This is a genomic window from Paenibacillus sp. FSL H7-0357, assembly GCF_000758525.1.
GTDB lineage: Bacteria > Bacillota > Bacilli > Paenibacillales > Paenibacillaceae > Paenibacillus_AQ.
Map to the genome: position 1 here is coordinate 3,778,138 of NZ_CP009241.1, position 23,013 is coordinate 3,801,150.

At 48.2% G+C, this 23,013-nt stretch carries 19 protein-coding genes; 13 read left to right on the forward strand and 6 right to left on the reverse strand.

The features are described 5' to 3' along the window. Positions 1–71: 71 nt before the first annotated feature. Both H70357_RS16500 and H70357_RS16505 read left to right on the forward strand, forming a co-directional pair. Positions 72–854, forward strand: coding sequence for a SagB/ThcOx family dehydrogenase (locus tag H70357_RS16500; RefSeq protein ID WP_038591612.1), 783 nt, complete (start codon positions 72–74; stop codon positions 852–854). Between the two features lie 27 nt (positions 855–881). Further along, positions 882–1,214 (forward strand): antibiotic biosynthesis monooxygenase family protein, encoded by a 333-nt coding sequence (locus H70357_RS16505; RefSeq protein WP_038591615.1) that lies wholly within the window; start codon positions 882–884, stop codon positions 1,212–1,214. 163 nt (positions 1,215–1,377) lie between these two features. On the opposite strand, the gene H70357_RS16510 is transcribed toward H70357_RS16505, so the two are convergent. Continuing rightward, positions 1,378–2,136, reverse strand: coding sequence for an SDR family oxidoreductase (locus H70357_RS16510; RefSeq protein WP_038591618.1), 759 nt, complete (start codon positions 2,134–2,136; stop codon positions 1,378–1,380). 180 nt (positions 2,137–2,316) lie between these two features. Between H70357_RS16510 and H70357_RS34380 the strand changes: the two genes are divergently transcribed. Beyond that, entirely contained in the window at positions 2,317–4,329 is a 2,013-nt protein-coding gene (locus tag H70357_RS34380) for a sedoheptulokinase (protein WP_052092067.1), read from the forward strand. Beyond that, the gene (locus H70357_RS16520; RefSeq protein ID WP_038591621.1) at positions 4,310–4,918 is read left to right on the forward strand and encodes a hypothetical protein; all 609 of its coding nucleotides are present in this window, start codon (positions 4,310–4,312) and stop codon (positions 4,916–4,918) included. Before H70357_RS34380 ends, H70357_RS16520 begins: the two co-directional genes overlap by 20 nt. A 7-nt stretch (positions 4,919–4,925) precedes the next feature. On the opposite strand, the gene H70357_RS16525 is transcribed toward H70357_RS16520, so the two are convergent. After that, positions 4,926–6,170: an MFS transporter gene (locus tag H70357_RS16525; RefSeq protein WP_052092068.1), complete on the reverse strand. Its 1,245-nt coding sequence runs from the start codon at positions 6,168–6,170 to the stop codon at positions 4,926–4,928. A gap of 112 nt (positions 6,171–6,282) precedes the next feature. On the opposite strand from H70357_RS16525, the gene H70357_RS16530 reads away from it, so the two are divergent. From H70357_RS16530 to H70357_RS16555, 6 genes are all read left to right on the forward strand, one after another. Next, positions 6,283–8,064: an SgrR family transcriptional regulator gene (locus tag H70357_RS16530; RefSeq protein ID WP_081965824.1), complete on the forward strand. Its 1,782-nt coding sequence runs from the start codon at positions 6,283–6,285 to the stop codon at positions 8,062–8,064. A gap of 146 nt (positions 8,065–8,210) precedes the next feature. Continuing rightward, positions 8,211–8,984, forward strand: coding sequence for a DUF817 domain-containing protein (locus tag H70357_RS16535; protein WP_038591624.1), 774 nt, complete (start codon positions 8,211–8,213; stop codon positions 8,982–8,984). 292 nt (positions 8,985–9,276) lie between these two features. Continuing rightward, positions 9,277–10,242: a metal ABC transporter solute-binding protein, Zn/Mn family gene (locus H70357_RS16540; protein WP_038591626.1), complete on the forward strand. Its 966-nt coding sequence runs from the start codon at positions 9,277–9,279 to the stop codon at positions 10,240–10,242. Between the two features lies 1 nt (position 10,243). Next, positions 10,244–10,972 (forward strand): metal ABC transporter ATP-binding protein, encoded by a 729-nt coding sequence (locus tag H70357_RS16545; protein ID WP_038591628.1) that lies wholly within the window; start codon positions 10,244–10,246, stop codon positions 10,970–10,972. After that, positions 10,972–11,895, forward strand: coding sequence for a metal ABC transporter permease (locus H70357_RS16550; RefSeq protein WP_038591630.1), 924 nt, complete (start codon positions 10,972–10,974; stop codon positions 11,893–11,895). The genes H70357_RS16545 and H70357_RS16550 overlap by 1 nt, the downstream gene beginning before the upstream one ends. After that, positions 11,892–12,770, forward strand: a complete 879-nt coding sequence (locus tag H70357_RS16555; RefSeq protein WP_038591632.1) for a metal ABC transporter permease — start codon at positions 11,892–11,894, stop codon at positions 12,768–12,770. Before H70357_RS16550 ends, H70357_RS16555 begins: the two co-directional genes overlap by 4 nt. 229 nt (positions 12,771–12,999) lie before the next feature. On the opposite strand, the gene H70357_RS16560 is transcribed toward H70357_RS16555, so the two are convergent. Further along, a complete protein-coding gene (locus tag H70357_RS16560; protein WP_331281770.1) occupies positions 13,000–13,575 on the reverse strand; it encodes an acetylglutamate kinase in 576 nt (191 codons plus the stop codon). Positions 13,576–13,793: 218 nt separating this feature from the next. Next, positions 13,794–16,907, reverse strand: coding sequence for a beta-galactosidase, LacZ type (locus H70357_RS16565; protein WP_038591635.1), 3,114 nt, complete (start codon positions 16,905–16,907; stop codon positions 13,794–13,796). A gap of 165 nt (positions 16,908–17,072) precedes the next feature. Between H70357_RS16565 and H70357_RS16570 the strand changes: the two genes are divergently transcribed. Next, the gene (locus H70357_RS16570) at positions 17,073–17,894 is read left to right on the forward strand and encodes an AraC family transcriptional regulator (RefSeq protein ID WP_038591638.1); all 822 of its coding nucleotides are present in this window, start codon (positions 17,073–17,075) and stop codon (positions 17,892–17,894) included. Between the two features lie 90 nt (positions 17,895–17,984). Here H70357_RS16570 and H70357_RS16575 read toward each other — a convergent pair whose 3' ends face one another. Then, complete coding sequence (locus tag H70357_RS16575) at positions 17,985–18,575, reverse strand: P-loop nucleotide/nucleoside kinase family protein (RefSeq protein WP_038591640.1); 591 nt, start codon at positions 18,573–18,575, stop codon at positions 17,985–17,987. 139 nt (positions 18,576–18,714) lie between these two features. Continuing rightward, on the reverse strand, positions 18,715–19,512 hold the full coding sequence (locus tag H70357_RS16580; protein WP_052092069.1) for a YheC/YheD family protein: 798 nt from the start codon (positions 19,510–19,512) through the stop codon (positions 18,715–18,717). Positions 19,513–19,910: 398 nt separating this feature from the next. Between H70357_RS16580 and H70357_RS16585 the strand changes: the two genes are divergently transcribed. Both H70357_RS16585 and H70357_RS16590 read left to right on the forward strand, forming a co-directional pair. After that, the gene (locus H70357_RS16585; RefSeq protein WP_038591642.1) at positions 19,911–22,091 is read left to right on the forward strand and encodes a PEP/pyruvate-binding domain-containing protein; all 2,181 of its coding nucleotides are present in this window, start codon (positions 19,911–19,913) and stop codon (positions 22,089–22,091) included. A 13-nt stretch (positions 22,092–22,104) separates the two neighbouring features. Next, on the forward strand, positions 22,105–22,920 hold the full coding sequence (locus tag H70357_RS16590) for a GNAT family N-acetyltransferase (protein WP_038591645.1): 816 nt from the start codon (positions 22,105–22,107) through the stop codon (positions 22,918–22,920). The last annotated feature ends 93 nt before the right edge of the window (positions 22,921–23,013 follow it).

Genomic DNA, 23,013 nt, shown 5'->3' on the forward strand with positions numbered 1-23,013 from the left:
CTAATGGTATACTGCGTCGTATACTCTACCTTGTGAGCAGTGAATCAACTGTAAAAAGGGAGGAATATTTTATGCATCCTGAGTGGAAGAGCATCTGTAATGATTTTATCCAGGCAACCTCTTACGCTGTCGGCGATTTGGAAAAAGGTTGGGCGGCAAAGTACGACTTTTCTAAAGCTCCGCCTACGTATTTGCGGTATGAAGACGCTATTGTGCATATCCCATTGGGAAATCCGGACTTTCCGGAAGCTCCAGCCCTGTGGGAACTGCTGAACAACCGCCGTACCAAGCGTAATTTCACCAATGTGCCACTTTCATTGAACGAATTAAACCTATTGCTCTGGGGAACACAGGGAATCACTGCAAATATGGAGGGGTATCAACTTCGGACAACGCCTTCCGCAGGAGCACTTTATCCGATTGAAACTTATCTGCTGGTGAATAACGTGGTAGGATTGGAAAAAGGACTGTATCACCTGGATGTGGAGCGATGGACCTTGGAAGGGTTAAAACTGGAGGACGTAGCGCAGGTTGCCTATCTGTTTACGGAGGAGCAGGAGATGACCCGCCGGGCGGCCGTTAACTTTGTTTGGACTGCAGTGGTTGGACGCACGGAAGACAAGTACAACGAACGGGCATATCGGTACATATGGTGGGATGCAGGTCATGTCTCACAGAATCTTCATACTGTCGGGAACGGGTTGGGGCTGGGGGTAGCCACCATAGGCCACTGGTTCGACAATAACATGAACGAATATCTGGGCATCGACGGGAGCAGTCATCTCTCTGTTCTGATGGCATCCGTCGGCAAAACAACGGGAAAAGGCTGGAAGCATGATAGAAGGCCTACTTAAGTAGCGTAAGAGAAGGAGATGAAGATAATGAGTAATTTTGCTAAAACACCACAACCGCCTTATTACGCGGTTATCTTCTCGAGTCAACGTACCGAAGGAGATCATGGATACGATAGCATGGCAGAGAATATGGTAACATTGGTGTCCAAACAACCAGGTTTTTTGGGTGTGGAAAGTGTCCGGGATTCGCTTGGTTTTGGGGTAACGATCTCTTACTGGGAATCCTTGGAGGCCATTAAAAATTGGAAAGCAAACGAAGCGCATGGATTAGCACAGGAAAAAGGGAAAACGGATTGGTACGAAAATTACATCACGAGAATCTGTAAAGTAGAAAGAGAATACTCCCTAAATGAAGTCTAAGAAGTTCATTTTCCTATAAAAATCCCGTCTTACGTTAACAAGAAGATCGAAATCTTCGAGCGGATGCTAAGTGAGATGGAGTGAAATATCATCTGCATGCCAAAAACCCACCTGTCTCAGCATTTCAGCATAGGTGGGTTTTTGGCATGTTCATTCGCGATGTTTAATAAGCCGTCCAGCCGCCATCTGCTACGATGACGGTTCCGTTCACGAAACTGGATTCTTCGGAAGCAAGGAACAGCGCTACTTGAGCAATTTCTTCCGGTTTGCCGACCCGCGGGTTCAGGGCCAGTCCTGGCTGGGTACGCCCCATACCAAATTGACTAATGTTTGTCATTGAAGAACCAATATTAGTCTCAACTGCGCCCGGTGCAATAGCATTGCAGCGGATTCCCTGCTGAGCGTACATGAAGCCGGTATTCTTGCTGAAACCCACAACGGCATGTTTAGAAGCGGTATAGGTAGCACCGGCCCGGGCACCGTTTAATCCTCCGGCCGAGGCGACGTTGATAATTACCCCTTTTTGTTTATCAAGAAAGATGGGGAGAGCTTTGCGCGTTGAGAGCATTACGGAGTTCGTATTGATTGCGAAGACACGGTCCCATTTGTCATCTTCAATATCCCCGGCAGGTTCGAAATTATCCATAATTCCGGCATTGTTCACCAGAATATCCAATGTGCCATAGGTATTCACTGTAGTATCTATCAAATTCTGAATGTCTGCTTCGGACGCTACATTCGCCTTTACTGCAATAGCCTGGCCTCCGGCTGACTTGATTTCGTCTACGGTGCCTTTAGAAGCTTCTTCGTGAATATCTGAAACTACGACCTTGGCACCTTCTTTTGCATAAAGCAAAGCGATTGCCTTACCCATTCCTGAAGCTGCCCCCGTAACCACAGCTACTTTGTCCTGAAGTCTCATCTGAATTCCTCCAATGTCGCGAATATCTTCCAAACGCTAGTATCTTTTAAAGGTATCCAGTTTATGCAGAATCACTGTGCTGTACCTGTGGATCACTTCCTTAGGTTTATTTGCATGTTATCTGCTTTATGTTATTCTGGAAATAATTATGGTAGTTTACAGGGAAGGAAGAGAGCGATTGTGAAGTATATCGGGCTGGATATCGGAACGACTTCAATTTCCGGATTGGTGTATGATCTGGAGCAGCGAACAGTGCTTCATACCATTTCGGATGAGGGAGGAAATACCCCTACTGGCTCAGCGGAGTGGGAAAGGCTGCAGGACCCTGAAAGAATTCTCCTGCAAGTGGAAGATATTCTGGAGCAACTGGTATCATGGGAACCGGATGTGTCCGGGATAGGCCTGACCGGACAAATGCACGGTATCCTATATATAAATAGAAATGGGCAACATGTCAGTCCGCTTTATACTTGGCAAGATGGCAGAGGGGGTCTTCCTTACGATGCTTCGCTTTCTTATGCGCAGAAGCTGAGTGAATCGACCGGCTACCCGGTCACTCCAGGCTACGGGCTGGCAACACACTATTATAACCTGCTGCATGATCTTGTTCCGAATGATGCCTCCAGCTTCTGTACGATTGCCGATTATGTGGCATTAAGGTTAGCAGGGTGCGATGTGCCAAGAATCGACGCAACACAAGCTGCTGCGATTGGCTGCTACAGCTTCCTTCTAAATGATTTTGACCGGACAGCCCTTGCTGAGGCAGGAATTGTTTCGAAGATGCTGCCACAGGTTGTACCCTCAGGAACGGTAGTAGGACTCACATCTCACGGAATTCCTGTATACACCTCGCTAGGAGATAATCAGGCAAGCTTTCTGGGAAGTGTACCGGCTCCTGACCAGTCGCTGCTGCTGAACATCGGTACAGGTAGCCAACTGTCGGTGCTGCTGCCGGAGGGTATGGAGCAAGTAGACGGAATGGAAATGCGGCCTTATCCCGGCGGTGGTGTGCTCATGGTAGGTGCTGCACTCAGCGGAGGCAAATCCTACGCTCTTTTGGAGCATTTTTTCCGGCAAATCATCGAAGCTTATACCGGAGAAGCAGCGGAAGAAGTATACAGTATAATGGATCGGCTGTTAAAGGATAATCCGGCGGGTAGCCAGGGGTTAACGGTACACTCACAGTTCCTTGGAACCCGATCAAACCCTAGTACGCGCGGCAGCATAGAAGGCATTTCGCTGGACAATTTCACTCCCGGCAAACTTGCCCATGCCTTTCTGGAGGGGATGGTTGATGAGTTGCACGTATTCTACACGGCTCTTGGGATGAAAACCGGCAGAACCTACGATTATATAGTCGGCTCTGGTAACGCACTGCGTGCCAACACAGTATTATGTGCCAAAGTCCGGTCGGCGTTCAGGCTTCCTTTTAGTCTGAGTAGCTCACAGGAAGAAGCGGCAGTGGGTTCGGCATTATGCGCAGCGGTAGGATCAGGTTACCTAAGCAGCTTCAGAGAAGCCGGAGAATACATAACGCTGGAACAAAGCAATCAAACCTGCGAGGTAGAGATTAGCAGCAAGGATAAACTTCGCCTGATGGACAAATACGGATTGTCTGCTCCAGAGCCACAGGAATCTGTTATACCGTTTATTAGTGATGCTGAAGAAGCAGAGCGTGCAGAACTTCCTTACACGCAGAGTGCAGGTTTAATGGAGTCCGGTCCCCGGATAATCCCTGTTCTGCCCGGACAATCCATTGGCCCGCTGCGGCTTGGAATGACCGAAGCAGAGATCGCGAAAGCCGCAGCGGAATTTCCGTTATTTTATAAAGTAGAATATAACGGTGCCGGATCGGCGGTATTCATCGAAATCGCCAATTCTGGGGAAGAGTGGACCTGCAGTTTTGCCGGGATTGATCTATTTGCTACCATGGCTGAGAAGCTGATAATTATTCTGGATCAATTATCTCCCTATGAACGGAATCCTGCGGAAACCGGATGCACCTATACTTTTCCGCAGCTTGGTCTGACGTTATGGCGGTCCGATGCCCTTAGCGAAGCGGATCTGCTTACTGAAGAGTATTTGTCGCTTCCTCCCGATATTTACGAGGATGAGAAACGGCTGCTGTATTTTGAATCGGTGTCAGTGTTTGTTCTATTAAAGGAGGTTAACGATGAAACGGATGCCCTTTGAACGTCCAACCGAACATTATGATGCACGGATCATGGATATCGACGAGAAAATCTGTGCCCTAATCAAGCAGCGGAAAGATATCTCCGGCAATAATCCGGGCTTTCCTCCCTTAGAGCAAATCTCTAAATGGGCGGCGGATTTCGAACTCTACGAGGATTTGTTAAAATCAGTATTCGGAACCTTGTTAAGTGAAGAGCATTTTAAACCCTTGATTGAGCCTTCCGGATTCAGACAACATATTCCTGTGCTTCAATCCATTGAGCAGGGTGAATATTTCTATACACTGACTTCCTTGCGGCAATACAGCAATGCCAGCGTAATTACATTCAATATAGATTGGGATGTTACGGTAGATGATCTGATCAGACATTCCTATAAACATCACAAACATTTTGAACTTGATCTGGGTGAAGCTTATGACTGCCGAATGTCAGATGGCGGTAGCTCAACGGGGCATGCCGCTTATAATTATGTGGTCTCCCCTCCGCTGCCTGACGATTTATCAGGGATAGACCTTGCATTTAAGGAATACATCGGACCATTCAAGAACAAAGAGACAGGTACTGAAATTGTTTTTAGCGTGAAATGATGCTGATTTATCCCTTTATCGCCCCGCGATGTTTCCATAATGGACTAAACAGACAACCTGCGAATATAAGCATATTTATGCTTAGCGTAATCAGGAACACCGTGCGCGGCCCCGACAGCTCAGAGATCCAGCCCGACGCCATAATGGCGAAGGGCATCCCCAGCTTGAAGATTGATCCCGTAATTCCGCTGACCCGGCCAATTAGCTGATAAGGTGTCGTCTCCTGGCGGAACGTCCAGATGCTTACCGTGCTTATCGTCTCAAACAAACCGTATAGAAACAGACCGAAGGCAAGTACATAAGCAGAGTGCGACCAATAAAAGATGATACTCGTCAACCCGACGCATAAACTGGATAACGTAATCAGCTGTCCAACTGTGAAATAACCCCGCAATTTACCGATCAGCAGGCTTCCTGCCAGTCCTCCGATTCCAGCAGCCGAGAAAACGAGGCCAAGTAGCGCGTTCCCGAGCTTCAGTTCATCTTTTGCGAAAAAAATAATTGTCGTATCCACCATCCCTGACGTGCTGTTCAGAAAAATAACGGCGATCGTCATCGTCCATAATAACTGGTTCGTGCGTAATTCAATCCAGCCTGCATGCAGCTCTTTCCAGAAGCCGTCTCGCTTCGAAGAAGGCGATGCGGTCTCTTCATGGGTTCGAATACAGGAAAGTGTAATGAAGGCCAAGGTGAATGCAACCGCCGTAATCAGCAGAGATACATGGAGATTGGGTAGGATGAGCAACAAGCCGCTTAATACGGGTCCGGCGATCCCGACAAAGGTCGTCACGAAATTGTAGGATGCATTTGCCGGGGTGAGCATAGACTTGGGAAGCGATTGCTTCACCATGGCAACCCGGGCGTTAGAATAGGCATACCCAAAGGTCATCAGCAGAAAACCCGCAATGTACAACAGCCAAAGAGAATGACTCCCCATTTCGATAGCCGCGTACAACCCCGCGAGAATTACGATCTGCAGCAGAATAGCCGTTAAAGACCACCTTTTCTTATGTACCCTGTCTACCAGTACGCCAATGAACATCGCGAGCAGCAAATTCGGCAGGAATTCAATGCCCCTCATCGTCGACATAACCACGGAGGACTTCGTGAGATCATACAAGATGAGCGGGAGGGCAAGCTCATAGATCTTGTTCCCCAACGCCATGATCGCACCTGTCCCTAATAGAATCATAAAAGCCGGACTGCGCCAAATGGATAGCACCGGCTGCGCTTGCGTTATGTTGGATGACATTAGTTCATACACGCTCCTCTTTACGGCTGGAATGACTCAAATTATACTTTTACAAAAGTGGTAGTAAAATAGAAAAGTTAATTTATTGATTTCGCCTTTTAGAGGAGTGACGATGATGGATATTGAAGATCATTACTTAACGCTGCATAAACAATATGAGTTAAAGCCGGATAAAGCCTGGTTTCCCGTGTCGATGGATGAGCTGTCGGTTATCTTTGACTGCACGCGCCGCAATACGCAATTTCTCGTCCAGAAGCTGAAGGAGCATGGTTATATTGACTGGAAATCGGGACTGGGCAGGGGGAATACTTCACAGCTTGTACTTCTCCGGGACAAAGAAGAGCTGATTCTGGAAAAAGCGCGCAGACGGGCGCAGCAAGGCCGGATTCGTGAAGCCTTCGAATGTCTGCAGGCCAGTAGTGACGAATCTCTGCATACGCAGTTCCACAGCTGGCTTGGTGACCAGTTTGGCATGCATAAACAGCGGAGTGATGAGGATGTGCTGCGGTTTCCCTTTTACAGGCCCGTGCCTGATCTTGATCCGCTGACAGTTGTCCGGAGAACGGAGGCGCATATGATCCGCCAGTTGTTTGATACATTGGTGGAATACGATCCGCAGCAGCAGACGCTGAAGCCTGGACTTGCCCATCACTGGGAGTGTGACGAAACGAAAAGCCGCTGGACCTTTTATTTGCGCAAGGGCGTGATGTTCCATCATGGTAAAAGGCTGACGGCGGAGGATGTGCGCTTTACTTTCGAGCGTATCAGGAACTGGAGTGCCGGCGATTTTCTGGCACAAAGTGTGCTGCAGGTGGAGATGAAGAGTACGTATAGTGTTTGTTTCCAGCTGGCTGAGCCGAATGCGCTGTTTGCGCATTTTATAGCCACCGAAAGATTTTCAATCATTCCGAATGATTTGGAGCAGATAGCTGCTAGACATGACTTCGCCAGGCTGCCAGTGGGCACCGGCCCATTTCAAATGACGGAGAATAATGAATCCATCCTGGTGCTGGAGGCCAATGAACGTTATTTTAATGGACGGCCTTTCTTGGACCGGATTGAAATGTGGGTGTGGCCTAATTACGAAGAACAGCTGCGGAGCAGGGAGCGGTCTTCGGATCAAACACAGCTGCTGTATTTTGAAGCGCTTAGCAAGGGGGATTCTGACCGGACATTGAACCAATATGAGCTCGGCAGTACATTGCTAACGTTCAATTTGTCCAAAGACGGAGTAGTGCAAGACAGGCGATTACGGGAGGCGATTCATCTTGCGCTGGACCGGAAGCAAATGATTCGGGAGCTGCAGGGGAAAAGAGCCGTGACTTCTTCAGGCTTTGATCCCGGGTGGAATGACCCCGCATATGGCTCTGATTTGGATGAAGCCAAAGCTCTGCTGCGAGCCTCTACTTATGCCGGTGAAGTCTTGCAGCTGTACACCTATGAGTATTTCAGCAATGAAGAGGATGTGCGCTGGATCCGGCAGGAGTGCGGCAAGCTGGGCGTTAAGGTGGAAATAAATGTGCTGCCTATTCTGGAGCTGTCGCAAGCTGGGGTGATTGTGCAGGCAGATATGATCTTCGTTGGTGAAGTGCTGGGCGGGCAGCCCTCGATTGCTTTAATTGAGATGTACCGGTCTCCTAACGGTTATATCCGCAACCATTTAGATGCTGCCACGTTGGCAAAAGTCGATGGACGAATCCGGGATGCTCTGGAAACTGCCGATCCGGAGCAGAGAATGCAGATTTTGAGCGGGATCGAGGCGGAGCTGAAGCGGCAGTGCAGTGTGCTTTTTATGTATCATAGTGTGCAGACAGTCGGGCATGAGAAATCGCTGCATGGGATCGAGATGAATGCCTGGGGCAAAATCGACTACAAGGAAATATGGATTAAGTAAGAACATATAATAGGTTCAGGAAGGTTTATTCTATCATAAAACAATCAAAATATATTGTAAAACGATAAATTATATGTTAAATTCAAAACGGTAATACTTCATTAATTAAGAAAGGCTAAAAGCTGCCCGGCGAGGAGATAACATTATTGAAACCAATAACACAACTTTTGCATTTTGGCTATCATCAGGCGATGAGCTGCATTTTTCCGATTGCGATCTTTGGGACCTTAGCTCTTTCCGGTGCAATAGATGTGCCTTTCGTTTACCGTTATGATGCCATTCTTTTCATATTGCTTACTGTGCAGTACCTCATGTACCGCAGTGGATTAGAGACATGGGATGAGATTAAAGTGATCTGTATATTTCACTGTATTGGACTGTTGCTGGAAATATATAAGGTGAGTATGGGATCATGGTCATACCCGGAGCCCGGGCTTACGAAAATATTCGGTGTACCGCTCTATAGCGGTTTTATGTATGCAAGTGTTGCAAGTTTTATGTGCCAGGTATGGCGTAGACTGAAGATGGACATGACCGGCTGGCCGGGGCTTACTTCTGCGGGATTACTGGGAGGAGCCATCTATCTGAACTTTTTCACACATCATTTTATTCCCGATTTTCGCTGGTGGCTGACGGCGCTTGTGCTCATTGTTTTTTGGAAAACTTGGATCATCTATCGGGTACGGACCGTTACTTATCGAATGCCCTTGACACTGGCTTTTTTCATCGTAGGTTTTTTTATCTGGTTAGCCGAAAATATAGCTACATTTTTTAATGCCTGGAAATATCCTGACCAGTACCAAGCCTGGCAAGTGGTTAGCTTCAGTAAGATCAGCTCGTGGTTCCTACTGGTGATCATCAGCGTTATTATTGTGGCCCAACTAAAACATGTTAAAGCGAACCGTATTACAAAAGGGTAAGGGTCCAGCTAAGATTAAGCAAACGGGACACGATAGTACAATAAAACAGTGGCAGTCCAGGACAATATTCTCGTCCATGGCTGCCGCTGTTTTTTGTTGTGTTCAGGAAACGCAGCGCACGAGGCTGGGCTGGATTATTATTACATAAAACTTTCCCTAGTGAAAATTAGTTTGACATTAGAAACAAATGCCTTTATTTTTATATATATAAATAAGTTTCATTAGGGAAACATATTTTCCTTAATGCACATTATTGAATCTTATCTATTCTATGAACCAGGAGGAGAAACAAATGAGGAACCTGTGGGTGGAGAGAACGAGAAAATTAGGTGTGGGTGCATTGCTGTCTTTGGCACTTGTAATCACGGCCTGTAATGAGAAGGAGAGCGGGAACGCAGCAGAAGGGACAGACAAAGACACCATTGCTGTGGTTACGACCATTTCACAGATTGCAGAGCCTATAACGATTATTGGCGGAGATAAAGTACAGGTACAGAGTCTTATGGGACCGGGTGTGGATCCCCATCTGTATAATGCCACTCAAGGAGATATAGCCAAGCTGGGCGGTGCAGATCTGGTCCTGTACAGCGGCTTGCATCTGGAGGGCCAAATGCATGAGGTGTTCCAAGAGATCGGCAAAACGAGGCCGACAGTAGCGATAGCTGAGAGTATCCCGGAAGACCAGCTGCTCACAAATGAACTGGGAGACACGGACCCCCATGTATGGTTTGATATCGACCTCTGGAAGCAGGCCCTCGGCAATGCAGCAGAGGAGCTGAAGAAGCTGGCCCCGGAGCATGCAGAATATTTTGAGAGCAATAAAGCGAAATACTTCGCAGAGCTGGACACGCTGAACACGGATTCAAAAGCCAAATTGGCACAGATTCCTGAAGCCCAGCGGACACTGGTTACCGCGCATGATGCATTCAGCTATTTTGGCAGGGCAAATGGTATTGAGGTAATAGGCTTGCAGGGACTGAGTACAGAGGATGAATTTGGCGTCTCTGACATTAACGATACTATTGACTTGCTGATTCAGAACAAAATTCCTGCCGTATTCGTAGAAAGCAGTATTAACCCGAAATCCATAGAGGCTGTGATTGAAGGAGCCAAGAGCAAGGGGCTGGAGGTCAAGCTCGGCGGCGAGCTGTTCTCCGATGCCATGGGCAATGCGGATACCGTTGAGGGTACTTATCTGGGAATGTATAAACATAACGTGGAAACGATCTATACTGCACTCAGCGGGGGAGGGAAATAAGATGAGCGATGTTCTAGTAGAAGGCTTAAATGCCTCTTACCGGCAAAATAAAGTATTGCACGATGTTTCCTTCAAGGTGCAGCCCGGCACGCTTACGGCGATCATCGGCCCGAACGGTGCCGGGAAATCGACCCTGCTCAAAGTGATGCTGGGCCTGCATCCCAAGCTGTCGGGCAGCGTATCTTTTTACGGCGCCGCCTTCTCCAAGGTGAAATCACGTATCGGTTATGTGCCGCAGCGGGGCTCCGTGGATTGGGATTTCCCGACGGATGCGCTGGATGTAGTCATGATGGGACTGTATGGCAAAGTTGGGTGGCTGAAATGGCCCAAAGCCAGTCACCGGCAGCAGGCATTACACGCCCTGGACCAGATGGGGATGGCCGATTACGCGCACCGCCAGATCAGCCAGCTGTCCGGCGGGCAGCAGCAGCGGGTGTTTCTGGCCAGGGCGCTGGTACAGGATTCTGACCTTTATTTTCTGGATGAGCCCTTGGCCGGGGTAGATGCCGCGACGGAGAAGGCGATTATGACGACACTCCAGCTATTGAAGGAGCAGGGCAAAACAGTGATGGTCGTACATCATGATCTACATACGGTAGAGGAGTATTTCGACCACGTGCTGCTGTTGAACCGTACGATTGTAGCCCACGGAAGTACCCGTGAGGCGTTTACCCAAGAGCAAGTGTACCGTGCCTATGGAGGTTCGCTTCGCTGGATCGGAGGCACCTAATGGATATAACCGGCATCTCACCCAACACACTCTGGGTATTATTTAGTACTTTAATTCTTGGGATCGCCTCAGGTTTGATCGGTTGTCTGGCGTACTGGAAACGCCAAAGCCTGATGAGCGACGCCCTTTCCCATGCGGCTTTGCCGGGAATTGTGATTGCTTTTACGATCGTTGGTGTCAAAAGCGTTCCGGCAATGATCGCCGGAGCGGCGCTAAGCGCAGTGCTCGGTTTTCTCTTTATCCAGTGGATTCAATCGTCCACCAAAATTAAAGAGGATACGGCGATGGGAATCGTGCTATCGATCTTTTTCGGACTTGGAATCATGCTGTTGTCCATTGTAAACCGGACGGCAGGCGGAGGCCAGAGCGGTCTGGATTCCTTCATATTTGGCCAGGCAGCTTCCATGACCGGTAAAGATGTTAAGATCATGCTGGTGCTGGCATTGATTGTGATCGCGTTCATATGGATCGGTTTCAAGGAGTGGAAGCTGTTTCTGTTCGATGCGGATTTTGCCAAGGGGCTGGGTTTGTCCGGGCGGGTGATGAACGGGATGTATATGAGCATGCTGATTCTTGTTATTGTCATCGGGATTCAGGCGGTAGGTGTCATCCTGATGTCGGCTCTCCTGATTATTCCCCCGGTAAGTGCGCGATACTGGACCCAGTCCTTCAAGCGGATGCTTATCATTTCCGCTGTATTCGGCGGGGGTGCCGGGGCCGCAGGAACATGGGTCAGCACACTGGGAAAAGGCTGGCCGACAGGACCCTTTATCGTTCTGGTCTCGTCTTCGCTGTTCCTTGTGTCGCTTGTCTTTGGCTTTCAGAAAGGCTGGCTGGCGAAGCTTCTTCACCTGCGGGCGCAAAAGAAAAAATCGGCGGAATCAGCACATCTGCATACGCCTGAGGAGGGGAAAGCGGTATGAGCTACACAGCCTGGATCTTGCTTACAGCTTCACTTGTCGGCTTAACCTGCGGAATAATTGGAACGTTCCTCATCCTTAGACGAATGGCAATGATGGCGGATGCCATCAGCCATAGTGTGCTGCTGGGGATCGTCGTTGCCTTCCTGATCACCAAGCAGCTGAGCGGCGGACATATGCTGATCGGCTCCATCATCGCCGGTCTGCTGACAGCCATGCTGGTCCAATTCCTGCACTCCCGCGGCGTAGCCCAGGATGCTTCCATTGGTGTAGTCTTCACCACATTGTTCGCAGTCGGTGTAGTTCTGATTGCAACAAAGGTAGGGAATGCACATCTAGATGTAAAACACGCATTGATGGGTGAAATTACATTTGTTCCGTGGACTACAGTGGAGCTGCCTTGGATAGGTGCCGTTCCTCAAGCAACGCTAATGCTGTTCATTGTACTCATTATTGTTCTTGCCGTTATTCTTGCATTGTATAAAGAATGGAAGATTACATCGTTTGACCCGGCGCTTGCGGCCAGTCTTGGACTTCCGGTCGTATTGATGCATTATCTGTTCATGACGCTTGTATCGGTAACAACGGTGGCCTCATTTGATGCCGTCGGGGCAATTATGGTCGTAGCCATGCTGATTACCCCGGCTGCGTCCGCTTATCTATGGACAGACCGTCTTTCGGTCATGCTGATGCTCAGCGCCGGTTTTGGCGTCCTCTCTGCAGTCGCGGGTTACTATATTGCAGTGTGGCTGGACACCTCAATTTCAGGCTCCATGGCCTTTGCTACCGGACTTGTATTTATAGCAAGCTTCCTGGGTTCTCCGTCAAGCGGCGTGTTGTCCCGGTTTTTCCGGGCTCCAGCAGTGATTGAGGAATAGCATAAGCCAGTACTTTCCTCTGTGATGCGGGCAGACCATATTAATCTGCTTGAAGGCGGATGTATTGCGGACCGTGGAAGCCACAGCGAATTATGGAGCCGCAACGAGCTGTATCGGACACTTTTTCAGCATAATATGCAGGAGTCTGTATAACCAAGAAGCCCTCAGGTTTCCGCCTTGAAGCGGAGCAATGAGGGCTTTTGTTAGGCTTAAGAAGCAATAATCCGGTTTATACCCTCTGAGGGAATTGGATGAGTATGGCATTTCTTATCGTATCCGCCATCATCAACGCTTCACGCTCGATACGGTCATACAGCTGAATACTGGTGTTGTAGTCCTTGTTCAACATCGCTACTGCTTCTGCTTTAGTTAGTGCCAGATGATCGTAGAACATTTTCCTGAACTCATCTTTGGGGAAAAAGGGGTTAATGCGGGCTAGAAATTCAACAATTTGATCCGCATTGGCAACCCATTTTTTCTCTTCGGCGGCAGCTGCATTGGTATCACCTGCTTTCGCAGCTTTGACAAGATCAGCAGCAATTACCAAGTGTTCTTTGATAAGATTGCTATAAGCATTAGCTATACTCTCTCCGTAAAAGGGCTTAAGCGCGTTGCCCATATCCGGCGCATTCTGCAGGAGGCGCGCCAGTACCGCATCGGTATCGGGCAATCCGAAAACAAGACTGATGATGGCCATTCGTGTCCACGCCACATGCTGCTCCCATAATAAGCGCATATGGTTTTTGAATTCAATCTGAGCTTTGGTCAGGCAGATCACCTGTGGACCTGCATTTGCAGGAGCCATATTGGGCCATGCGTAAGACGTTCTATTTCCGGAGGGGCCAAAGCCCCCATAAGAATACATACAATCTAACCTCCCCTGAATACTTATATCCCCATAGTATGGGAATTCCGCCTATGTGTTCACAGATGGCTGCAAAAGAAGGTGGTTTTTACGTTTTCCCTAAACAAAAAAACGAGATATCCGCTGAGCGGAATCTCGCTTTTTGTTGCAATGGCAGATTAAATTCGAGCGAGCGTGAAGCGGAAGCTATACGGCCGGTTTGCAGGCAGAGTGAACTGTTCATGCGTTGGTGCACCCCAGCTGTCGTCCCCGCCGACACCCATTTGCTTGTAATTGACCCTCAGCACGGTTTTATCCGAAGCCGGCAATTTATAGATGTGATCGCTGGCTTCCAGTTCTTCTGGTTTCCAAGGGAGTACGTTGATTTCCAGCGATGTTGTATTTTCGATATGGATCCCTGATCCATCGCTGCCTTCTGTAACTGAAGCATATCTGACATCTGTCTTGTTCCCGCATTCCTGTGGCTTAAGGTAAGGAGTGAACTGTTCACTGACTTTGCCGCTAAAGCGTCCCAGACGGGCTCCGGTTTGCCGGTCCCAATAGTTCTCATGTGGTCCGCGTCCGTACCATGACACAGTGTCCAGGCTTCCATCCAGCACGAACAGCATTCCGAACTCGGGAATTTCCGGCAGCGAGCTGCTGCCCGGGTTCAGTTCCTGCAAAATCTCCACAGATCCGTCAGGACGGATTTCATAGGTGACCAGTAGAGTGGACACGGGATTTGTGGGCAGCAAGTAGGTTGCCGATACGAAACAAAGATTCTCTTGAGTCCGGGTAGTGAATTGAACAAGACTGCGTTCATAGGAAGCCTTTCTCCAGACTGCGGAACGTTCCTGCAGATGGTTGCCAAGATCATTATCGGTGACGGCTCTCCAGAAATTCGGTCTTGCAGGCTCAATCAGGCGTTCTTTGCCCAGGACTTGATAAGAGAACAAATCTCCGGTTGCCGAATTGAAAGAAAGTGAAAAGTCAGCTCCTGCAATGATCAATGCTTCCTCTTGCTCAGTGATGTGAAGGGGATCTCCTGCTGAAACGGGAAGATTTCCTGCAACTCTTGGAACTAGAATGAACTGCTCCCATGCAATCTCATGGTTGGCATCTGCCCATGCTGCTGCAGCAGGTTGAATGAAGGACAAGGTCAGCACTGCTTCTTTATCATTGGCTATGGAACTAAGCTCATACGGAATGACACAATCGACAGTCTCTCCCGGTGCAGCGGCAATCCGCAGAGAGCCCTCTTGCGAAGTTACGCCTTCCAATTCAAGCTTCCAATGTAAATCATATTCTTCGATATTCGTAAATAAGAAGTTATTGCGGATTTGATAAAGACCTTTCTGAAGATCCTGGGCGGTGACTTTTATATTCTGATAGCATTTTTTGACCTCAAGCAGCTTAGGGGTAACTGTCCGGTCTGCAAACAGCAGGCCGTTGCCGCTAAAATTCCCGTCATGTGGGGATTCACCGAAATCGCCGCCGTACGCCAGATATTCAATCCCCTCTGGAGTTGTAGTGCGGATGGCCTGATCCACCCAGTCCCAGATGAATGCGCCTTGGAACACATCATATTTGTCGAACATATCGGTGTAGAGATGCAGTCCGCCGCAGGAATTGCCCATAGCATGGCTGTATTCACAAAGGATATAAGGCTTCTGCGGATTGTTTGTCGCATATTGTTCAACGCCGGCAGGCTTAATGTACATCGTAGACTCGATATCGCTCGCCGCTTCCGAAGGTCTGTAATGAAAAATTCCTTCATAGTGAACAGGACGGGTAGGATCGGCTGCCCGCAGATAGTCATGCATGGCAATAAAATTATCGCCGCCAAAGGACTCATTGCCGAGTGACCAGATGATAACAGATGGATGATTTTTGTCCCGTTGCATCATGGAATTACAGCGGTCGATGACATTGGCGCGCCATTCCGGCTTGCTGGCGGGAACATTCCCCTCATGCAGCTCTTGTTGTCCATATTGCCAGCTGCCGTGTGTCTCCAGATTGGTTTCGTCGATTACGTAAAGACCGTATTCGTCACACAACTCATACCAAACTGACTGATTGGGATAATGAGAGGTCCGTACCGCATTAATGTTATGGGATTTCATCAGATGAATATCGCGGATCATATCCTCTACGGACAATGCGCGTCCAGTGTCACAAGAGAACTCATGCCGGTTAGTGCCTTTCAGTACGATCCGTTTCCCGTTAATCTTCATTAAGCCGTCTCTAATCTCGAAGGAGCGGAAGCCAACCTTTGTGCTGACCGCCTCTTGAACGGCCTCCTGACCATCCACTAGCGAGATCACCAGGGTGTAAAGGTATGGTTTCTCCGCACTCCATTTATGAGGCTGAGCTACAGGTGCCGACAGTTTAAGCTGCTGCAAATCTCCTTCCTGAAAAGATACTGCAGCAGCAACCGGAGCAGCCCAGACCCCTTGGCCATTGTTGTCATAAAGCTGCATTTGCAGCGAGTAATCTCCAGCTTTGCGGCTAAAGTAATCTTCCACTTTGATGTCCACGTTCAGCTCCGCATGCACAAACTCGTTGTCCAGATCGGTCCGGGCCCAAAAGTCGGCAACACGTACGGGAGGTGCGGTATACAAATAAACGTCGCGGAAAATGCCGCTAAGCCGCCAGAAATCCTGATCTTCCAGCCAGCTCGCATCACACCAGCGGTACACCTCAACGGCCAGCTTATTCTCTCCTGCTTGCAGATAAGCTGTAATATCGAAGTCCGACGGGGTAAAGGTATCTTCACCATAGCCGACCAGTTCTCCGTTCACCCATACATAAAAAGCAGACTCCACACCCTGGAAGCTGAGGAATACAGGCTGGCCGTCCCAAGCTTGCGGTACATCAAATGTACGTACATAGGAACCTACAGGATTATATAAAGTAGGGGCAAAAGGGGGCTTCAAATCCGGTTCTGACTCTGCCCAAGGATACCGCACATTGGTATATTGAGGGTAATCATAGCCCTGGAATTGCCAATGGGAAGGAACAGGAATATCCGCCCAATTGCTGTTGTCATAATCTGATTTATAGAAATCCTTGCTGCGTTTCTCAGGAGTTTCGGCAAAGGCGAATTTCCAAGTACCGTTCAACGATTGATAACGAGAGGAGGATTGTTTATTTCCTTGGAGTGCTTGCTCAGCAGTCGGGAAAGACATCATGGAAGCATGCGCTTCCATTCGGTTCAATTGAAAAATCTCCGGATTGTTATTCCATTCGGGATATCCGTTGGCAGGTGGCTGATAGACTAGCTTCTTACGCACTTTAACATCTCCTTATATTGTTATATTCATATTATAGAATGAGAAAGGCTCAAGGTATATATAATGATATTCTTATCAAATAACACAATATGAAACTAAATAGGGCTTTCTTTCGCTAGAAATGAAGGCTAATATAGAAGCAACAATTAGAAACGGAGAATCCTTGTGAAAAGCAAAATGATTTTTTGCCAAACTGATGAGACGATGCTGCTGCCCTTATATGCCACAACCATCGGATATTGGGAGCATCAGGCTGAAACTTTGCGTCCGGCCGGTTTTCCGGATTATCAGATGCATCAGGTGCTTGAAGGCAAAGGTGAACTGAATATTAATGACAAAAGTTACATCGTAGGCCCCGGGGAAGTGTTTTTTCTATATCCTGAAATTCCGCATTTCTATACTCCGGTTAGCAGGGAGTGGAAGCTGGCGTGGATTTCATTTAGCGGCAGGGAAGCTGCCCAGATGCTGATGTACGCAGGAATACGCGAGTCTGGACCCGGGAGATTAAGAGACGAAGCACTTTTGGAGCCTTTGCGGGAGATGCTTCTTTTGTCTAATGAACATCCGCTTGAAGATGATCTGGAATGCTCCAAGCTGCTGTACGCATTGCTGTTGGATCTGAAACGCAAACTGCTGCCTTCTTCCAGCGAGGAAGATGAAATGGAACGGATTAAGCCCGTCCTGCGCTATATAGAACTCCATCTGCACCGGCCGCTTCAGTTAAAAGAACTGGCAGAAGTAGCTGCAGTATCGCCGCAGTATTTGTGCCGGCTGTTTCAGCACACGGTTCATGAGCGGCCGGTAACGTACATTAATAAACAGCGGATTAACCGGAGCAAGCAATTAATGTTTAACGTTCGCGGTAAAAAAATCTACGAAATTGCCCGGGATGTCGGTTTTGAGAATGCCAGCTACTTTTGTGCGGTGTTTAAACGGGTGACAGGGATGAAGCCTGAGGATTTTAAACGATTGCATGGTTTGGTTTAAAGGTGAATGCAGGGGGGATATAATCGGAGCTGGACCTTTCATGAATACTGCATAACAAAAAAAGGCAGCCCACGGCTGCCTTTCGTTCATTCATTGTGCTGCATAAATAAAATGCTCAACTGTCCTTACTGTATCTTCGATCTCCGGATTTGAGTTGTCGATCATTGCGACATTCGACGCGGGCAGCGGCCACGCGACAGTGCGGCTGCCAAGCGAAGACCGGAATTCCTGCCAATGCTGAAATTTCCAGTCATCCAAAGACGAGTGCCTGCCTTGAATGCGTTCCCGGTACAAATCCTCGTTGGCCAGTCCGACCAGAACAACCTTGACCTCAACCTCGGGCAGCGTAAGACCGATCCGGGACAGCTCACTGCTAATCCAGTCTGGGTCTGCTGCTTCCTTGGTAAAGGGTCCAACCACGAATACATCGCTATTCAGGCCGATATTATCAAGTGCGGCGTCCATCGTAATGCGGTAACCGAGGTCGCGGCAAAGTCTTTTATATTCTGCGGAATCTCTGTCAGTCGGGTCCAGACCATGCATGGTCATGATGGCGTCCGCCGCCGGCCGCAGCAGAATATCCATATCGAAGAAGGCGGCTTTGCGGCGCGAGGCTACCGCTTTGGCCAGCGTCGTTTTGCCCGCACCTGCCGGTCCCAGAAAAAATACCAGTTTATTCATCATTCTGCTCTCCTCAAATCCCGATTCAGTTCACACCTCAACCAGTATATCCTATCATTTTTTGCAATCCAAAAAAAGGTTGAACAGAGCCAAAGAGAGCGCTCAAGTTCAACCTTTTTTATACCCGGTAGTGTTCACCTTATTTGACAACTTTCTTGCCGGAATTCAATAATTTATGCCACTTCTTAAGGTAGATCACTCTGCGGAACATCGTTTTATCCTTCAATTGATTAAAGATATAAGCATCCGGCCGCGTATTTACCTCAATAATCCATGGCTTCAAAGCAGAATCCAATCCAATATCCAGGCCTATTTCCTTAAATCCGCTGTGGTTTTTATGGAATTCTTTCGCCACCTGATCCCCTAAAGCTTTTAATCCTTTGATATAGTCTTTTTTCTTGTCTCCTTGCAGGTAAGGACTAAGCAGCGTTTCCAGAGGAAGCGGTTTTCCGCTGTTGTGGAAATTCGTAACGATTTTCTTAGGATGTGCCATTCGCCCGATATATCCGGTACATTCCCAATGGTTCGTGCTGTTCATTTGCGTCATAATGCGCACATCAAAGATACGATTCTGATAAGTTAGCAGATTTATCCCTTGCTGAACCAAATATTCACGCTTTAATTTACTGCTGCCTAGCGAAGTGAACAGAGCGCCGTAAGTTTTAAAATAACGGGGAGTCTCGCCTACGTGATAGGCATATTTATGTTCACCATACTTAATAACTTTAATGACACCATTTCCTCCGGTTCCTTTGACAGGCTTTACATATACCATCTTATGCTTGTTAAGCATGGACTGCAGGGCTTCATACGAATAGATCCGGCTATCGGGCACGAATTGGCGGAGCCGTGAATGGTTAAGCAGCATTTTTGTTTTGGACCATTTGCTTGCAATGGTAATGGTTTTTTTGGTGGTCGCGGCTTTCTTGGACAACATCAGCAGGTCACCTCGTTCTAATAGTGGAAGTATAGCTTTACACACTTATATTGCCTGTCTTACGGGAATGGATCATTCCGCAGCCTTCAGCACATAGGATATCGTATGTAAGTCATCGGTCATCAACCACAGGCAAAAAGACGGGGGGATGCGCGGAAGTTTCATGTATAATTAAGAGAATATGTAGAAGGGTTTGGAGGCAATGTGCAGATGACAGTCTCCGTGATTTATTTCATTTTTACAATAACCGTAATGATTGCGCCTACTGGATTGTAGAGGATGAGGGAGAGGTTGCGGGCGGGTGCGGGATGGCCCCTTTTGCCGGTTTCGAGCATTTTTCCTGTGACGCCTGGTATATTAGGGAACTTGAAAATTAGCTGTAAAAGGAGGATTGCGGCTTGGAGTTATCATTGAAATCTCTGGATTTAAAAGCAGCGGAAGTTGGCAACAAAGCCTCGAATTTGTCCAAGCTTATAAACGAACAATTCAGCGTGCCCGATGGTGTAGTGCTGTCCCAAACTTATTTCGCATGTTCGGAAGCTGAACTGCAGCAGAAGTTGAATCGACTGTCTGAGCGTCTGGAGAGAATGCTTCCTTCCGCTGACGGCTGGGCCGTCCGCTCCACGGCAATCGACGAAGACGGCGGAACGAAGTCCATGGCTGGTCAATACAAGACCGTAATTATTCAGCATTCCTCTCAGCTGCCGGCTGCAGTTGCTGAAGTGCATGAGGGGTCAATTCCTGTGATCATTCAGACATTTATTGAACCGGATTATTCCGGTGTTCTGTTTTCCTGCAACCCGCTTACGGGAGAATCCGAAATAATCATTGAACTTGTAGAAGGAAGAGGAGAAGCTCTCGTGGGCGGGGACACCAATCCAATGGTCCATTACCGGGAAGGCAAATGGAGCGATTCCAGCCCATTGCTCGAACAACTCCTGCTCCATATGGAACCATGGATTATGAAAGCAAAGGAGCTAATGCAGCAGCAGGTGGACATGGAGTTTTGCATCAAGAACAAATCGCTTTACTGGCTTCAGGTTCGTCCTGTAACAACCGGAGTCCATACCGATTCGTGGGACTACGATTTTGCACATATCCCTGACTCCTTCCTTGAAGAGGACTGGTTTCTTCTTGATCAGTGCACGGAACCCGTTACTCCGTTAGTAAAGAAGCTGGATCCGGGCAATTATTTTCAAATGCCTTATTGGGATATACGGTTCGTTCAGCATTACCCTTACATCAGTCTGAAAAAGAACGTTGGTGCCGCTGCGCCTTCACAACCGGACGACGGGACAAGCATGCTGCTTAGATGGCAGGCGCTTAGAAACAGATACGAGCCGATCTTCGATCAACAGCTGAACGAAAATATTACGCAAGCCTCACTTGAAGACTTATGGGAGAAGACAGCTGTTCGGGTAGAGATCAACCGGTCTTATGTGAGTGAGTATTTGAACCGGGACTGGTTCATGGCACGACGCATCATAGGGAAGGAGCTGGAACAGCTCGTCAGCCGCTATGCTGGAGAGAATGCAGACGTACCGCTTTTATTGTCCTCGCTGACTGGAGAAGTGAACACGATCACGTATCAAAAAACGTTGCAGCTTAACCAATTGGTAAACTCTGCGCGGAAATATCCTGACTTTGGAGAACTGTGCAACAAGGTTAGAAGCAGTGAACCTCATCCATGGGCAGACCAATTTGCTGCTTTCATTTCCCAGTACGGCTACGAGCTTCCACATCCCTTGGCACTGCACCTGAAGACCTTGGCCGAGAGTCCGGAAACGTTGTTGTCCAGAATTGCAGCTGAACTCCATACCCGCAAGATTTCTCGTGAGGGGAAAGGTCAGGAAAGCTGGAAAGAAGTTGCTGCCAGGATTGGGCAACGGATGGAGCATGACGAGAAAACGGAATTTCATAGGCTGTTAACAGAGTATAGAGCCTACGTGATCCGAACAGAAGATGACGATTATCTGCTCCAGAAAGGTTCATCCTCTATTAGAAGAATCTTGCTCGAAATCGCTCAGCGTTTAGTAGACTGCGGCAAAATAGAAAGCAGGGAGTCTATATTTTTCCTCTATCCCGATGAAATACATGAACTGATCTCCGGTGCCCGCCAAAGTGTGGAAGAAACGGAACTCCTTCAACGGGAAAAAAGCTTTGCCGCAGCAGCAGCAATTAACCCTCCATTACTTCTGAAGCCCGGTAATGCGCGGAAGGTGTCCGAAGACCAAAAGCTGCAGGGGGTAGCTGTGGCGCAAGGATGCAGAAGTGGAAAGGTCTTTAAATTAATGAATCCGCTGGACCGGGAAAGCTACAACCAGATTCCGGAGAATGCGGTCATCGTAGCTCCAATCCTGACGCCCAATCTGACTTATGCGATCTTGGCCTGTGCAGCTATCGTAACCGAAGTGGGCGGTTTCTTATCGCACGGAGCTATTTTTGCCCGGGAGATGGGCATTCCGGCGATTGTTCAGGTAGAGGCAGCGACAAGTCTTCTCCAGAATGGTGATGAAGTACAGGTAGATGCAAAACGGGGAGTAATTGAAATACTGAAGCGAAACTCAAATCCATCATAGGAAGTGATCTTTCATGAAGCTGCCAGTCTTGAACCAAGGTCTTGCTGAACAAATTCAGCAGTCGGAAATTGACTATTTAACCTCAAGAATTAACTCCATCCGCGAACGCGAAGGTAACCCGGAGGGTGTTGAGATTGTCCGTTTCGGCCACACCACTGGTTTCTATATCAGGACCATGCCATGGAGCCTGTTTAATTCCGTTAAGGGGATCTCTGATCAGGACGTGGACAAGCTGGAGGAGATCATCCGATTTTATGCTGCCAAAGACAGAGCTTTCCAGATCGATGTGGATCCTGTTCATTGCAGCTCCAAGCTTTTTAAAGGGTTATCCGGTCATGGACTTTACCAGAGTGGGTTTCATGCTGTACTGTATGGGCTACCGCGTCAAACGCCGTCTGAACTTCCATCCAAGATAACAATTGTCGAAATTGATAACGTAAATTCCTTTGACACTTATGCAGAAATCCATTGCCTAGCTTCCGGCATGCCGTTGTCCGATAAGATTCATTTCGTGAATAATAATCTAGGATTGCTGAATAGGGCGGGGTGGAAGCTTTTCGCAGGTTATTGGGAGGGGCTTCCGGCCGGAGTGGCTGCGATGCATATAAACGGAGATATCGCCTCCTGCACACTCGCCGCAACAATTCCTGAATACAGAAACAGGGGGATCCAGACTGCATTATTGCACAAGAGGATGCACGAGGCTCACTTGGCAGGTTGTCGGCTCATAACGGCTCAGGCGGGTTTTGGTTCTACAAGCCAGAACAATATGGAACGGGCCGGATTTCAACTGGCTTGGACAAGAGCGGTTTGGACAGCCCGCCTTTAATTTTTGTAGAATCAAATGGATTAGCCGTTGTGAAGACGTTCAGGGTTCAGCATGTTATTATTAACAGCATTTCTTAGCAAGGGAAAAACAGCC

Excerpts from the sequence above, each read along its gene's own strand:
- H70357_RS16500 (WP_038591612.1), top strand. The coding sequence starts at position 72 with ATGCATCCTGAGTGGAAGAGCATCTGTAATGATTTTATCCAGGCAACC.
- H70357_RS16505 (WP_038591615.1), top strand. The coding sequence starts at position 882 with ATGAGTAATTTTGCTAAAACACCACAACCGCCTTATTACGCGGTTATC.
- H70357_RS16510 (WP_038591618.1), bottom strand. The coding sequence starts at position 2,136 with ATGAGACTTCAGGACAAAGTAGCTGTGGTTACGGGGGCAGCTTCAGGA.
- H70357_RS16520 (WP_038591621.1), top strand. The coding sequence starts at position 4,310 with ATGAAACGGATGCCCTTTGAACGTCCAACCGAACATTATGATGCACGG.
- H70357_RS16525 (WP_052092068.1), bottom strand. The coding sequence starts at position 6,170 with ATGTCATCCAACATAACGCAAGCGCAGCCGGTGCTATCCATTTGGCGC.
- H70357_RS16530 (WP_081965824.1), top strand. The coding sequence starts at position 6,283 with ATGATGGATATTGAAGATCATTACTTAACGCTGCATAAACAATATGAG.
- H70357_RS16540 (WP_038591626.1), top strand. The coding sequence starts at position 9,277 with ATGAGGAACCTGTGGGTGGAGAGAACGAGAAAATTAGGTGTGGGTGCA.
- H70357_RS16545 (WP_038591628.1), top strand. The coding sequence starts at position 10,244 with ATGAGCGATGTTCTAGTAGAAGGCTTAAATGCCTCTTACCGGCAAAAT.
- H70357_RS16550 (WP_038591630.1), top strand. The coding sequence starts at position 10,972 with ATGGATATAACCGGCATCTCACCCAACACACTCTGGGTATTATTTAGT.
- H70357_RS16555 (WP_038591632.1), top strand. The coding sequence starts at position 11,892 with ATGAGCTACACAGCCTGGATCTTGCTTACAGCTTCACTTGTCGGCTTA.
- H70357_RS16560 (WP_331281770.1), bottom strand. The coding sequence starts at position 13,575 with ATGGCTCCTGCAAATGCAGGTCCACAGGTGATCTGCCTGACCAAAGCT.
- H70357_RS16575 (WP_038591640.1), bottom strand. The coding sequence starts at position 18,575 with ATGAATAAACTGGTATTTTTTCTGGGACCGGCAGGTGCGGGCAAAACG.
- H70357_RS16580 (WP_052092069.1), bottom strand. The coding sequence starts at position 19,512 with ATGTTGTCCAAGAAAGCCGCGACCACCAAAAAAACCATTACCATTGCA.
- H70357_RS16590 (WP_038591645.1), top strand. The coding sequence starts at position 22,105 with ATGAAGCTGCCAGTCTTGAACCAAGGTCTTGCTGAACAAATTCAGCAG.